The sequence below is a fragment of the Fictibacillus phosphorivorans genome, from assembly GCF_001629705.1.
In the GTDB taxonomy this organism is placed as follows: Bacteria; Bacillota; Bacilli; order Bacillales; family Fictibacillaceae; genus Fictibacillus; species Fictibacillus phosphorivorans_A.
Window position 1 is genome coordinate 1,790,220 of the sequence record NZ_CP015378.1, and the last position, 14,144, is coordinate 1,804,363.

Sequence of the window (14,144 nt, forward strand, 5' to 3'; positions counted from 1 at the left end):
TGTTTCAATATAAGACCCATTGTTCTGGGGTCTTTTTTTGTGAAACTTTTTTCTTTTCGGAATTTTCATATATTGGTAAACTATAATTGTTTTGATATGCAAACAAGGGGGAACGGGCGTTGAAGGTTTTTCTTCAATTGATGTGGTATTTTAAACAAGAAAAGTGGCGATATTTAGGCGGAATCGTGATGCTGGCATTTGTCTCTTTAGGGTTATTAGTACCTCCAAAAGTGGTAGGGCTCATTGTCGATCATATCGAAGAAGGTACGGTAACTGAAGAGATCTTATGGAGATATGCTACTGTTTTAATCGGTATCGCAGTAGGCATCTATGTTCTTCGTTACATCTGGAGGATTTTGATTTTTGGTTCAGCCGTTAAACTGGCGATGTTATTAAGGAATAGGTTGTATGAACATTTTACAAAAAAATCACAAGAATTCTACCATAAGAGACGTGTTGGAGACTTGATGGCTCATTCTACAAACGATCTGCAAGCCATCCAACAAACTGCTGGTGACGGTGTTTTGACTCTGGTAGATTCCCTGATGATGGGCGGTTTCACGTTGATCGCAATGGCTACTACGATCAGTTGGAAACTGACGCTTGTCAGTCTTCTGCCTCTACCTATCATGGCATGGGCAACGAACAAGTATGGCACGATGCTACATAAAAGGTTTCACAGTGCACAAGAAGCATTTTCTACTCTAAACGATAAGGTGCAAGAAAGTATCTCTGGAACGAGGGTGATTAAAGCTTTTGGTCAAGAGAAAGAGGATATTGACAGCTTTTCGAATCTTTCCAAAGATGCTGTTAAAAAGAACATGGCTGTAGCACGTATCGATTCTTTGTTCGATCCTACGATTTCCCTGATCATTGGTTTCTCCTTTTTCTTAGCAGTTGGTTATGGATCAATTCTCGTAACACGGAATGAACTTACAATAGGAGAACTTGTTTCTTTTACGAGTTATCTTGGATTACTCATCTGGCCGATGCTTGCATTTGGTTGGCTGTTTAATATTGTTGAGCGAGGAAGAGCTTCTTATGATCGTGTAGAATCACTTCTTGCAGTAAAAGAGGAGATAGAGGATAGTGGATCAATCGAAAATAGCCCTAAAGGTGATATCACTTTTCAATTGAAGCGATTTTCGTATACGGCAGATACTCCTGTTTTAAGTGATATACAATTTACTCTGAAACGTGGCCAGACACTTGGGGTTGTCGGAAAAACAGGCAGCGGCAAAACAACGCTATGCAAGTTATTGCTGCGTGAATTTCAATTAAAATCAGAAGACATTATTATAGATGATCACGATATCTGTGATTATAAATTGCATGCATTACGAAGTTCGATCGGCTATGTACCTCAAGACCATTTTTTATTCTCAGCAAGTATAGCAGAAAACATAGCGTTCTCTAAGGTTGGGTCACCTTTTTCAAAAATTAAAGAAGCGGCAGAACTTGCCTCTATCCATAAAGATATTACGCAGTTCAAATACGGTTATGAAACAGTAGTAGGTGAGAGGGGAGTCACGCTTTCAGGAGGACAAAAACAAAGGATCTCTATTGCAAGAGCATTGATTAAGAACCCGGAAATTTTGATTCTAGACGACTCGCTTTCTGCTGTTGATGCAAAAACAGAAGAATCCATTCTTCAGCAATTGAAGCATAAACGCCAAAATCAAACGACAATCATTACAGCACATCGCCTATCATCGATCGCGCATTGTGATCTGATCATCGTTTTGGAGAACGGAACAATCGTACAACGGGGGACTCATCTCAGTTTATTGAATGAGGATGGATGGTACAAAGAAACTTATGAGAAACAAGCATTGGAAACACTGATTTCGCAAGGAGGAGTAATCAAATGAGTACTGAAACTGAACAAGAACCGACGCTTGATGAATTGCAGCAAATGAAGCAGTGGTCAGTTTTCAAAAGACTCATGTCTTATACAAAACCACACAAGAAGCGTTTGGCGATTGCTTTCTTTCTATTACTGATTGCGACTGCAGCTGAACTCACCGGTCCTATTCTTGTTAAAACGTTCATCGACGATTTTGTCACACCTCGAAATTTCGAGCAACAAGCTTTAGTGATCCTTGCTTCTGGATATATTGGATTAATCGTTATCTCAGCGGTCGTAAATTACATACAATTTGTTCTGTTTCAATCAGTCGCACTAGATATCATTCAAACGCTTCGGATTCAAGTGTTTTCAAAAGTACATTCACTAGGATTAAAATTCTTTGATCGTACACCAGTTGGGAGTTTAGTATCAAGAATTACGAACGACACTGAAGCAGTGAAAGATCTTTATGTAAGTGTACTCTCAACGTTTGTTCAAAATATTGTATTTTTATTTGGAATCTTTGGCTTCATGTTCTACTTAAATGTGAAACTTGCATTATTCTGTTTGGGAATTCTGCCGTTCATTGTTTTGATCATGTGGTTATACCGCAAATACAGTTCAAGGTCGTTTTATGACATGAGAGAGAAACTGAGCCAGTTGAACGCTAAATTGAACGAATCTCTTCAAGGGATGTCGATCGTACAAGTGTTTAATCAGCAGAAAAGGCTTAGAAAAGAGTTTGCAAAAATCAATCAAGAGCATAATGACGCACAGATCAGAAATATAAAATACAACGGTTTGTTGTTAAGACCTGCTGTTGACCTTGTATATATGCTTGCATTGTTGATGATTCTATCCTTTTTTGGCATCAAATCTTTTCAATCACCCGTTGAGATCGGTGTGATCTATGCTTTTATCAATTATTTAGATCGCTTTTTTGAACCGGTTAACATGATGATGATGCGCCTTTCTATCTTTCAGCAAGCAATCGTTTCTGCAGGACGAGTATTTACAGTCATGGATGAAGAAGAATTTGCTCCTGTTAAAAAAGGAAATGAGACACCTTCGATATCAAGAGGAAAGATTGAATTTAAAGACGTTTCCTTTTCTTATGATGGAGAACAGGAAGTTCTAAAAGATATCTCTTTCACTGCAGAGCCTGGTCAAACAGTGGCACTCGTCGGTCATACAGGAAGCGGAAAGAGCTCGATCATCAATTTGCTCATGCGTTTTTATGAAGTGAATAAAGGTAAAATTTTAATCGATGACGTTCCTTTATCCAACTATGAAAACAAAGAGTTGAGAACAAAGATGGGGCTCGTTCTGCAAGATCCCTTCTTGTTTGTAGGTGATATAATGCAGAACGTAAGATTGTACGATCATACGATAACAGACGAAGATGTAGTGAGTGCGGCTAGATTTGTTCAGGCGGCGCACTTTATTGAAAGGTTGCCAGAGGGTTACAAAACAGAGTTAGGAGAAAGAGGAGCCACCTTCTCAAGTGGTCAAAGACAGCTGATCTCTTTTGCGCGCACGATGGCATTTTCTCCTAAGATCTTGATACTAGACGAAGCGACGGCAAACATTGATACAGAGACGGAAGAAGAGATTCAAGAAGCTCTTCATAAAATGCGCAGCGGCAGAACGACCATTGCTATCGCACATCGATTATCTACGATACAAGACGCCGAACTCATTCTCGTGTTGCATAAAGGTGAAATTGTCGAAAGAGGCACTCACCAAGAACTATTAAGACAGCGAGGATTGTATCATAAAATGTTCCTTTTACAGCATGGAAAAGATTCTATGAACGATGTTGGTTGATTAACAAAATGATATCTGCACGAAAAGACAGCTCATCTTCATACCGAGCTGTCTTTCTTAATGTTATTTTACTGCTGCGTGAGAAGAGCTTTCACGTAATCGCGGAGAATTTCAGGTGGTTACGCGCGTTTTAGCGGTGCTCCTAACCGTTTTATAGGTGAAAACAAAGCGATTACAGGTGAAAACAACCCATTTACCGGTGAACGCGTAATAAATATAAAAACACGTACCGTAAAATGAGCACTAGAGAAAAACCAGAGTTTTTCATGCAAGGTCTGCCAAAAAACTTTTATTACAATCTCCATTCAATTATGTCCCTATTTTTTACTATAATTTTTCGAAAATATGAACATGTGTTTTAAGGATTGACTTATTTGCAAATTATTTTATTATAAGATAGCATACACGTACAGACAAACTGAATAAAAGGATGAGAATGCTTTGAAGAAATATGTATTACCATCAATGTTGATCGGCAGCATAGTTGTTCTTTCAGCATGTAAGCCAGTGGATTGGGCAGAAAAGAAATGGAATGCTGCCTTTAATGAAGAGAGCTCTGAAGAGAACGAAAGACAGATTTCGAATGAGCAGACTACACCAAAGCCTAATGATGAAAACAAAAATGAAACTCCAAAAGAAGAGCCTTCAGCGGAGACTGAACTTCCGTGGCTAGAAGAAACGGTAACCGCATCCGGTGACGGAAAAGCGGTCGTACAGAATTTAGACGATCTTTTAATTGTTGCAAACAAAGAAAGAAACCTGCCAGGTGATTATGAACCGAAAGATTTAGTTACACCTAATGTTCCGTTTCCGTTTAAAGAAGATCTGCCTAAGAAAAAACTTAGAAAAGAAGCTGCACTTTCTTTAGAAGTATTGTTTAAGGCAGCTGACGAAGAAGGCTTAGAGCTGCTCGCACAATCAGGATATCGCTCTTATGATACGCAAGTGTCCATCTTTGCCTTTAACGCGGAGCAAAAAGGAGAAGAAGTAGCGAACAAAACGAGTTCCAGACCCGGTCAGAGTGAGCATCAGACGGGATTGTCGATGGACGTGACTTCACAAGAAGTGAACTTTGAACTGGTAGAAGCATTCGGTGAAACAAAAGAAGGAAAATGGCTCGCAGAAAATGCGCATAAGTATGGATTCATCATCAGATATCTTAAAGGAAAAGAAGAGATTACAGGATATCAATATGAACCTTGGCATTTGCGGTATGTTGGAGTGGATCATGCAAAAAAAATCCACGAGCAGGGCATTACCCTCGAAGAATATTTACAAAAACCATAAAACATTTCTGACAGCTTTTTTCAAAGCTGTCTTTCTTTATGTTTGAACAAAATGGATATTCCCTTTAAGATAGAGAGAGAACTGTAAAAAAGGAGCTTACTAAAAAAATGACCGATCTTAATATTCTGCTTGCTTTTGGAGCTGGGCTGCTCTCCTTTATTTCACCATGCTGCTTGCCGTTGTATCCCGCTTTTCTTTCATACATAACCGGGATCTCTGTTCAGGAACTTAAAGAAGAAAACGCCATGCTTAGAAAAACGGCGCTTTTACATACTACATTTTTCTTGATAGGTTTTTCGATCATTTTTCTTTTCCTTGGTCTATCTACTACGATGATCGGTGATCTATTCGTCCAATATCAAACATTGTTAAGGCAAATTGGAGCTATTGTAATTATCTTTTTCGGTCTTGTTGTGATGGGATTCATAACTCCTACCTTTCTGATGAAAGATAAGAAAGTAAGATTTCAATCCCGACCTACTGGATATCTGGGTTCCGTGTTGATCGGCATTGGTTTTGCAGCAGGGTGGACACCTTGTATGGGTCCGATTCTAGCAGGTGTCATTGCGCTTGGAGTATCAAATCCAGCAGCATCTATGACGTATATGGTCGCTTATGTTTTAGGATTTGCTGTTCCTTTCTTTGTTTTAAGCTTCTTTTTGGATAAACTAAAGGTAATAAAAAAGTTCAATCGTCAGTTTATGGTAGTTGGTGGGACTCTAATGGTCGTCATGGGAATCTTGCTATACTTTGATTGGCTGACACAATTAACATCATTTCTTACAAACCGTGTGTTTGGAGGATTCAAAGGTTTTTAAGAGTATTTTTGAAAGGGGATATACATCATGCATTCACGATCGAATGACCTTATCTTAAAAACAACAACAAATATCATTGTTTTTGTTATTCTAGCTTTTTCTATTAACATGCTTTTTTCAGGACATAATGCACCTGGAGGAGGATTTATTGGAGGATTGATGGGAGCAGGAGCATTTCTTCTTCTCTACGTTTCCTACGGATTACAGCCTGTACATAGAATCTTGCCGATTAACTTTACGCACATGATAGCGGCTGGATTAATGATCGCCATTCTCACTGGTGCTGGTTCCTTTGTTTTAGGTGTTCCATTTTTGAGTCACAGTTTTGGCTATTTTCAACTCCCGTTGTTAGGAAAAACAGAGCTTGCTACAGCGATGCTCTTTGATTTAGGAGTATATTTGACAGTAATCGGTGTTACGATGACCATTATCCTCTCAATTGCAGAAGATAAGATCGAGAAAGAAGTAGGGGAAGGGAACTAACCGTGTTTTTTATTGCGAGTACATGCTTTGCCATCGTTATGGCAGTGATTGTTTTTAATTTCCGAATGAAAGAAACAAGAGAACCTGTGACGACCAAAAAGATCATCATACCTCCACTGGCTATGAGCACAGGCTTTCTACAGTTCGTGATTCCTGCTTTTCATATCACCTGGACGGAAGCAGGGGAGGCGTTCTTAGTCGGTGTCATGTTTTCCGTATTCCTTATCATGACAAGTAAATTTGAGATTAAAGGTGATCATGTATATTTGGTCCGATCGAAAGCTTTTATCTTTATTATTATCGGATTGTTCGCCATTCGCTTAGCTCTAAAGTGGTATATTGGTTCAACGATATCTATCTTTGAAACAAGTTCATTATTTTTCATCGTAGCGTTTGGAATGATCCTTCCTTGGCGACTTGCCATGCTCGTTTTATTCAATAAAAAGAAAAACGAGATCGCCTTGTAAACTTTAAAAAAGTAAAGAAAACCCCTGAATCTAAATGATTCAGGGGTTCTTTATGCGAGTAAAGAATGATAAGGTTTGATATCGATGTTTTTCTTTTTTAAAGTTTTGATCAGCCATTTGTGATCTCTTTTGGGTGTTGCGATGATATAGCCGCGAATGATTAAATCTTGTGACATTGCACTTGCCTTTTCTTGTAATGCTAATTCACCGATTTTACCAGCGATCTTTTCTTTCGCTACATCTCTGAAAAGTTCGGGAACAGGAGCTACTAATTCGTTTAAGAGTTTCTTCTGATCATCAGTCCATAGATGAATGGTTTGGTTGATGTAATGTTCTTGCCAATCTAAAATTGATTTTCCATCTTCTTTAGGTAACCGTTTTAAAAATTTCCGAAACATAAAATATCCGCCGATGGCAAACATGGTAAACAAAAAAACGGACCATAACACGATAAAAGTGATGAACCATCCAGACAATGCGTCCACCTCATATGTATAAATTTTTGGCGGGACCATGTGGGAATCGAACCCACCGGAGACGACACGCGCCTCCCAAAAGGTTTTGAAGACCCAGGCAAGCACCAGCTACACATCTGGCCCCAAGTAAAATCTCTAGCTCGCTATTGCATTATACAGCATTTTACCCCTAAACGACAAGACTTGTGCTTTACTCCGCACGGTAGGGGATGGCGGTTTGTCGAACGGTGGTGTAGCGCGAATGTAACAGGACGTACAAACGACTATAACAGATGACAAGTATAACAGATGATTTTTTCCACTGTAACAGTCCGACCTGTGGACAAGTGTGAATAACTTGTTCTGTGGATAACCTGTGAGTATACAGAGGTGAATAAATATACATTCGTTTATACCGATCTGGGAAATAATGCTTGATAGTGTAAATTCGACATCGAATAATGCGTTATTCTTGTTTTTTACAACTCCTTTTCATAAAGTGTAGAAGAGTATGTACATATAGGTGGTTAAACATATGACGATTAAATTTTATACGATAGGAATGGCAGGACATATTGATCACGGCAAAACGACGCTAACAAAAGCTTTGAGTGGTATCGATACCGATACACTTAAAGAAGAAAAAGCGCGTAAAATCACGATTGAACCAGGGTTTGCGCCATTTCCTTTAACAAATGAACTGCATACCTCTATCGTAGATGTACCGGGTCATGAAAAGCTGATCCGTCAGATGATCGCTGGTGTGGCAGGGATCGATCTAGTGCTCCTTGTAATCGCTGGAGATGAGGGTGTGATGCCTCAAACGAGAGAACACTTTGAGATTCTTTCCTTCTTAGGCATCGAAAAGGGAATCATAGTGGTTACAAAGTCAGATATGATTGACGATGAGATGAGATTGTTAGTAGAAGAAGACATTATTGAACTTACAAACTCATCTGTTTTTGAAAATTTTCCCATTCATTTCGTGGATAGTGTTTCTTCAGCTGGCATTGACGAACTAAAACGTGAAATGATTAACCTCTTGAAAGACACTCCGGTTAAATCTTCACAAGGAGCTTTTCGCATGCCGATCGACCACATCTTTTCAGTTAAAGGACAAGGTACTGTTGTAAGAGGAACCGTCTATGAAGGTCAGGTGCAGGAAGGTGATGAACTTGTTGTTCAGCCAGGGAACGATAAAGTAAAGGTGCGAAAACTTCAAGTACATAAACAAGAAGTACAAGCTGCTAGAGCTGGTCAAAGAGCAGCACTAAACCTTTCAGGTGGTTCTAAGGGTGATTGGAAAAGAGGACATGTTTTAGTAGAACCGAATGTTTTTTCGACAACAGACACTATTGATCTCGTATTATCAACGGGTAAAGGGTGGCAAGGGAAAATAAAACAACGCTCTCTTATTAAATTTTATTGTGGAACTTCTGAAGTGATGGGGAAACTTGTTCTTTTTGATCGGAATGAACTTGAAAACAATGAAGATCATATCTATTGTCAAGTTCGATTAGAACAAGAGATCGTTACGAAAAGAGGTGATCGTTTCATCTTGAGACGACCTACTCCAGAAGAAACGATCGGAGGAGGAGAAGTTCTCGAACCAAACGGAACGGTCTATAAGTTTGGAACAGAAACGATCGAACGATTAAAAAGGAAGCATGAGGGAACCCCTAGTGAACGTATCTTACAGTTGCTTAATAAAGAAGGATCGTTGACAGAACTAGAACTCAAAAGGTCGATTGGAATGGATGAGGAAGTATTTCAATACACGATGGAAGAATTGTTGCGTGAAGGTGCTGTGGAACAAATACAGAATTATTTAGTTTCTGATTCCACCATACAGCATATTGAATCTAGCATTATGAACAAACTTCAAAACTTTCATGAGGAGTATCGTTTAAGGCAAGGTATACCTAAGGCAGAGATTGTTCAATCTTTACAAAGTGAAATAAATCCTAAGATAATCAATTCGCTTCTTGAAAAATGGATCGGAGAATCGACCATTTTGATCACAGATCAATTTGTTCATTTATCTCATTTCACTCCGCATTATCCAGAAAAATGGGCGAAAAGAATGATGAATGTTCTTTCTTTGTTGGAAGATGCCCAGCTTGAGCCGGACGATCTGCGGAACCTCTATAACGCTCAGCAACTCCCAGAAGCTCTCTATCAAGAGTTCAAATATTTTTTACTAAGAACAGATCAAGTGATCATGCTTTTTGACGAGGTATTTTTGAGCAGGAAAGCATTTGATTCAGCGGTTGAACAACTGCGTGCACATACGGATTCATCTTTTACCGTACAAGAAGCTAAAGCAGTTCTTCATGCATCAAGAAAGTTTTTAATTCCAATCTTGGAGAGCATGGACTCAAAAGGATATACGACGCGAGAAACTAATGCCAGGAAATGGGTGTAGGATGTGAGAGTTGTCTTTTTCACACCATACTATAAACAAAACCGTGGAAATTCAACGACGTCTAAACGATTAGAACATGGATTGTCTGAGAAAGTTGACCTTTCTATGTTTTCATATGAAGAAACAAGTGTACATGCTAGCCTTTTTGATTGGATGGAAAAAGCAGATTTATTTCATATTCTTCATTTTTCTAGATTCGTTCAGTGGGCAGATAAAAACAAGTTAACGTTGAATAAACCTTATATCGTAACCTCTGGAGGTACTGATCTCAATCACTCGCTAAAAGAAGATGAAGAAAGGTATCTTCCTCTCTTACGAAAAGCGAAAGCGATTAGTGTTTTTACACAACAAGCTAAACAAATGCTCGCAAAAGAGTATGGACTGAGCGATCAGTCCATACATGTGATTCCTCAAAGTGTTTATTTACCCTATACTGACCATACGATCGTACCGTTCACTCTACCAGAGGGCTATCCAAAATTGTTACTGCCAGCTGGAATCCGTCCAGTTAAGGATGTTCTTTTTGCATTAGAAAGTTTGATCAAGTTGTCTACTGATTTCTCTAAACTCTGCTTTTTAATTGTAGGGGCAAATTTAGATGAGGAAGAATTTGAACGAGTGAAGAAGGCGGAAGATAAGTATGAATGGTTGCATTATCTGCCTGAAGTAGAGCTCGGTCAAATGAAGAAGCTGTATGAATGGGGAGATGTTGTACTGAATACATCGATCTCAGAAGGGCAACCGACAGCACTGTTAGAAGCGATGAGTTTCAGAAAGCCTGTAATCGCAAGGGAAAACGTCGGAAACGCAAGTATCATACAACATGGTATGAACGGATTGTTGTTCCAGTCTCAAGAAGATTTATATCATTCTATAAAAAAAGTTGTTTCAAATCGTGACATGTATAAACAACTTAGTGAATATGGGTATCAAACCATAAAAGAGGATCACACTATGAAGAAAGAAATAGACTCTTATATGGAATTATATAAAGATTAATAAGATTAAAAGGAGAGAAAATGATGAAAAAACTTAGTTTACTATTGCTGACTATGATTCTATTCTTATCAGCTTGTGGAACGAAAAACGATGAAAAAAAGAATACGGATTCAAAGAAAGATGAGGTCTTTACGATTGGGGTAATTCCAGCTCAAACGGAAGGTGAGATGAAGGGCGCGCTGGATAAGCTTCAAAAAGTGCTTACTGAGAAGATGGACCGTGAAGTGAAGATCACATCTTATCCAGATTACAACGGTGTAGTGGAAGCGATGAACTATGATAAGATCGACATGGCGTATTTTGGTCCTCTTACATATGTTGTCGCTCATGAAGAGAGTGGAGCTAAAGCGATCGTAACACAACTGATCAAAGGTGAACCGTTCTACTATTCTTATCTGATCTCGCATAAAGACAGCAAGTATGAAAGTCTTAAAGATATGGTAACTGATGTGAAGAATGTAAAGTTTGCTTTTGGTGATCCATCCTCCACTTCAGGATCATTGATTCCGAGCATCAAACTTAAAGATGAGGGTATCTATAGAAGTGAATCTGATAGTGATTTTAAAAATGTTAGGTTTACAGGTTCACATGATGCGACAGCACTAGCTGTACAAAACAAACAAGTGGATGTTGGTGCGATCGATAGCGCGATTTATGATAAGTTGATCGAAGAAGGAGCAATTGACGGAGATCAGTTTAAAGTGATCTGGAAGTCAGAGAAGTTGTTCCAATATCCATGGGCAGTTTCTAAGAATACTGATGAGAAAACGATGAAGAAACTTCAAGAGATCTTTTTAGATATTAAAGATAAAGAGATTCTAGATGCTTTTGGTGCAACAGGCTTTACAAAGGCAGACAACAAGGATTACGAAAGTATCCGAAAAGCAGCAATTAAAGAGGGTACCATTCAAGAATAGAGGGGAACCATGGTTTGGTTTAAGAGGAGCCAATTTTTAATTCTATTATGCTTAAGCTTCCTCGTAATAGGAAGCATGAAGTTAACAGAGTTCGATCTTTCGAAGTTTAGAGATTTTCATAATATGGGTGACTTTCTGTCGAAATGGTTTCCAATGAACACAGAAAGCCTACCGTTTCTGTTTCAAGAAAGTTTGTTAACGATCGCTATTGCATTTTTGGGGAGCTTATTTGGTCTGATCATCGCGCTTCCGTTAAGTTTTATGGCAGCACGAAACACGAGTAAAAACCGTTTTGTCTATTTCGTGACTCGTTTCTTTCTCAGTTTTTTACGCTCAGTCCCTGAATTTGTGTTCGGTCTCATTTTATTAACAACGCTTGGGCTTGGCCCGTTTCCTGCCGTTATCGCCATTATTTTTCATAATATCGGAGTATTAGGAAAGCTGATATCTGAGCTTATCGAATCAGCTGAAAAGGGTCCGATGGAAGCGATGTCTGCAGTTGGTGCGAGTAAATGGATCGGAAATCTATTTGCCGTGTTACCACAAATATGGCCGAATGTCTTGTCTCAATTTTTCTACCGATTCGAAGTAGCTATTCGAACTTCACTTATCTTAGGTCTGATCGGTGGCGGCGGAATAGGGCAACAGTTGTTTATTCATTTTAAAACATTTCAATACCAATTAGTCTCTGTTGACGTACTCCTCATTATGATCATGGTTATCATGGTGGATTATATGGGCAGCAAAATTCGGGAGAAGGTAATTTAGGTGATAATATGATTGAATTTAAGAATGTATCTGTCACGTATCCTGGCGCTAAAGAATCTGCGTTAGCGGATATAAGTGTAACTTTTCAAAAAGGGGAGTTCGTTTGTGTCTTAGGTAGAAGCGGTGCAGGTAAATCAACGTTTATCAGATGTATCAACGGGTTGCAGCCTGTAACTGAAGGCTATGTAAAATGGGAAGATAAGGCGTTAAGTGAGATGACTCATAAAGAAACCCTAGAAGTTCGCCGTAAAACAGGTATGATCTTTCAGCATTTCAACTTAATCCCGAGGATGAGTGTTGTTCAGAACATCTTAACAGGTCTGTTTGGATACAAAAAATCGTATGAGAATCTGTTAGGATTGTTTAAATCCAGCGATCGAATACAAGCTCTAGAAGCGATTGATCAGGTTGAACTAACGGTTGAACCAACAAGAAGAGTTGAAAAGTTAAGCGGCGGGCAAAAACAAAGAGTAGCGATCGCTCGAGCACTCGTTCAAAACCCGAAAGTATTCTTAGGGGACGAACCTGTTGCAAGTTTAGATCCTGGAACGGCCGATCGGATATTTCATTTACTAAAAGAAACCCACGTGAAAAGAAATCTTGTTTCAATCATTAACGTACACGATGTCGTTCTCGCTAAAAAATTTGCCACAAGAATCATCGCGCTTAAGGATGGGAAACTCGTTTTTGATGGAGCACCTGAAGAATTTGATGATAAGATCTACGCTGAAATCTATAACCATTCATCTTAAAAATGCACAAAAAACTCCGATTTCGGAGTTTTTTGTGTTTAATTGGCTTTGATCGGTTTTTGTGAGAATGAAAGAACACGACCGACGATACTTGCGTCATTAATGCCATTTTTATGAAGTCTCTCCACGTATTCTCTTGCTTCACTTTCAGAAAGACTTACGAGTAAACCGCCAGAAGTTACAGCGTCACATAATATCCATTGCTGCCACTGGGAAATTTCGTTTCCGTATTGGACATCATCTTTGATCCAACGATGATTGGCTTTAGAACCACCAGGAACGATTCCTTCTTGAGCAAGCTCTGTAGTGCCTGGTAAGAGTGGTACTCGGTCATAATCGATCTCGATTGTAATATCTCCAGTTCCTTTTGCCATCTCAGTCGCATGACCAAGGAGACCAAATCCAGTTACATCTGTAACAGCGTTAGGAGATAGACCTTCTAAACATTCAGCAGCAGTCTTATTCAATGCTGCCATCGTTTCGCTGACGAGCTGAAGCTGATCGACGGTAAGCTTGTCTTTTTTTATCGCTGTGGTTTGTATACCCACACCGATTGGTTTGGTTAACACAAGAACATCTCCGGGTCTCGCACCAACATTTTTGTATACTTTTGATGGATGAACGAGGCCAGTTACAGACAGACCGAACTTAGGCTCTGAATCGTCAATCGAGTGTCCTCCGACAAGCACTGCGCCAGATTCTTTCACTTTATCGGCAGCACCCTTTAAGATCTCAGCGAGAACATCGTGACCTAGAGTGTTGATCGGAAAACCTACTATATTCATTACTGTTGTAGGTCGTCCTCCCATCGCGTATACATCACTAAGTGAATTGGCAGCAGCAATCTGGCCGAACATGTATGGATCGTCTACGATTGGCGTAAAGAAGTCGACAGTCTGGATCATAGCAAGGTCATCCGTTAACTTATAGACTCCTGCATCGTCTGAAGTATCTAAACCAACTAAAAGGTTAGGATCATATTCGCTTTTTGGTAGATGGCGCAAAACTTGCGCCAGGTCTTCTGGACCAATTTTACAGCCTCAACCACCTTTTGAGGAAAGGTGAGTGAGCTTCACTTTATCTTTACTCGTCATAAT

Annotated in this window: 13 protein-coding genes and 1 tRNA gene; 11 read left to right on the forward strand and 3 right to left on the reverse strand. The window is 39.3% G+C overall.

Features of this window, described 5'->3' with window-relative positions:
- Positions 1–119 precede the first annotated feature (119 nt).
- The 6 genes from ABE65_RS09165 (at position 120) to ABE65_RS09190 (ending at position 6,731) form a co-directional block, all read left to right on the forward strand.
- Complete coding sequence (locus tag ABE65_RS09165) at positions 120–1,871, forward strand: ABC transporter transmembrane domain-containing protein (RefSeq protein ID WP_066393905.1); 1,752 nt, start codon at positions 120–122, stop codon at positions 1,869–1,871.
- The gene (locus ABE65_RS09170) at positions 1,868–3,676 is read left to right on the forward strand and encodes an ABC transporter ATP-binding protein (protein ID WP_066393907.1); all 1,809 of its coding nucleotides are present in this window, start codon (positions 1,868–1,870) and stop codon (positions 3,674–3,676) included. The genes ABE65_RS09165 and ABE65_RS09170 overlap by 4 nt, the downstream gene beginning before the upstream one ends.
- Before the next feature lie 441 nt (positions 3,677–4,117).
- Positions 4,118–4,963 carry a M15 family metallopeptidase gene (locus ABE65_RS09175; protein WP_231887873.1) on the forward strand — a complete coding sequence of 282 codons (846 nt, stop codon included), beginning with the start codon at positions 4,118–4,120 and terminating at the stop codon, positions 4,961–4,963.
- Positions 4,964–5,070: 107 nt separating this feature from the next.
- Positions 5,071–5,781, forward strand: a complete 711-nt coding sequence (locus tag ABE65_RS09180; RefSeq protein ID WP_066393909.1) for a cytochrome c biogenesis CcdA family protein — start codon at positions 5,071–5,073, stop codon at positions 5,779–5,781.
- 24 nt (positions 5,782–5,805) lie between these two features.
- Entirely contained in the window at positions 5,806–6,264 is a 459-nt protein-coding gene (locus ABE65_RS09185; protein ID WP_231887900.1) for a Na(+)/H(+) antiporter subunit B, read from the forward strand.
- A 2-nt stretch (positions 6,265–6,266) separates the two neighbouring features.
- Positions 6,267–6,731, forward strand: coding sequence for a CcdC family protein (locus ABE65_RS09190; protein WP_082861360.1), 465 nt, complete (start codon positions 6,267–6,269; stop codon positions 6,729–6,731).
- 50 nt (positions 6,732–6,781) lie between these two features.
- Here ABE65_RS09190 and ABE65_RS09195 read toward each other — a convergent pair whose 3' ends face one another.
- Positions 6,782–7,246: a DUF2621 domain-containing protein gene (locus ABE65_RS09195; protein WP_066393912.1), complete on the reverse strand. Its 465-nt coding sequence runs from the start codon at positions 7,244–7,246 to the stop codon at positions 6,782–6,784.
- Positions 7,235–7,331, reverse strand: a tRNA-Sec gene (locus ABE65_RS21845). Before ABE65_RS21845 ends, ABE65_RS09195 begins: the two co-directional genes overlap by 12 nt.
- 390 nt (positions 7,332–7,721) lie before the next feature.
- Here ABE65_RS21845 and selB point away from each other — a divergent pair.
- Genes selB through phnC form a run of 5 tightly spaced genes read left to right on the forward strand, consistent with a single transcriptional unit; the run spans position 7,722 to position 13,047 of the window.
- Positions 7,722–9,611 carry a selenocysteine-specific translation elongation factor gene (selB, locus tag ABE65_RS09200; RefSeq protein WP_066393915.1) on the forward strand — a complete coding sequence of 630 codons (1,890 nt, stop codon included), beginning with the start codon at positions 7,722–7,724 and terminating at the stop codon, positions 9,609–9,611.
- 3 nt (positions 9,612–9,614) lie between these two features.
- Positions 9,615–10,610, forward strand: a complete 996-nt coding sequence (locus ABE65_RS09205) for a glycosyltransferase (RefSeq protein WP_066393917.1) — start codon at positions 9,615–9,617, stop codon at positions 10,608–10,610.
- 23 nt (positions 10,611–10,633) lie between these two features.
- Positions 10,634–11,527, forward strand: coding sequence for a phosphate/phosphite/phosphonate ABC transporter substrate-binding protein (phnD, locus tag ABE65_RS09210; protein WP_197480358.1), 894 nt, complete (start codon positions 10,634–10,636; stop codon positions 11,525–11,527).
- A 9-nt stretch (positions 11,528–11,536) separates the two neighbouring features.
- On the forward strand, positions 11,537–12,295 hold the full coding sequence (gene phnE, locus ABE65_RS09215; RefSeq protein ID WP_066393920.1) for a phosphonate ABC transporter, permease protein PhnE: 759 nt from the start codon (positions 11,537–11,539) through the stop codon (positions 12,293–12,295).
- A gap of 8 nt (positions 12,296–12,303) precedes the next feature.
- Positions 12,304–13,047, forward strand: a complete 744-nt coding sequence (phnC, locus tag ABE65_RS09220; protein WP_066393923.1) for a phosphonate ABC transporter ATP-binding protein — start codon at positions 12,304–12,306, stop codon at positions 13,045–13,047.
- A 38-nt stretch (positions 13,048–13,085) separates the two neighbouring features.
- Here phnC and selD read toward each other — a convergent pair whose 3' ends face one another.
- A complete protein-coding gene (gene selD / locus ABE65_RS09225; RefSeq protein ID WP_082861361.1) occupies positions 13,086–14,141 on the reverse strand; it encodes a selenide, water dikinase SelD in 1,056 nt (351 codons plus the stop codon).
- Between the last annotated feature and the right edge of the window lie 3 nt (positions 14,142–14,144).

Coding starts and splice junctions, on each gene's coding strand:
- ABE65_RS09170 (WP_066393907.1), top strand. CDS start 1,868: ATGAGTACTGAAACTGAACAAGAACCGACGCTTGATGAATTGCAGCAA.
- phnC (WP_066393923.1), top strand. CDS start 12,304: ATGATTGAATTTAAGAATGTATCTGTCACGTATCCTGGCGCTAAAGAA.
- phnE (WP_066393920.1), top strand. CDS start 11,537: ATGGTTTGGTTTAAGAGGAGCCAATTTTTAATTCTATTATGCTTAAGC.
- ABE65_RS09195 (WP_066393912.1), bottom strand. CDS start 7,246: ATGGTCCCGCCAAAAATTTATACATATGAGGTGGACGCATTGTCTGGA.
- selB (WP_066393915.1), top strand. CDS start 7,722: ATGACGATTAAATTTTATACGATAGGAATGGCAGGACATATTGATCAC.
- ABE65_RS09180 (WP_066393909.1), top strand. CDS start 5,071: ATGACCGATCTTAATATTCTGCTTGCTTTTGGAGCTGGGCTGCTCTCC.
- phnD (WP_197480358.1), top strand. CDS start 10,634: ATGAAAAAACTTAGTTTACTATTGCTGACTATGATTCTATTCTTATCA.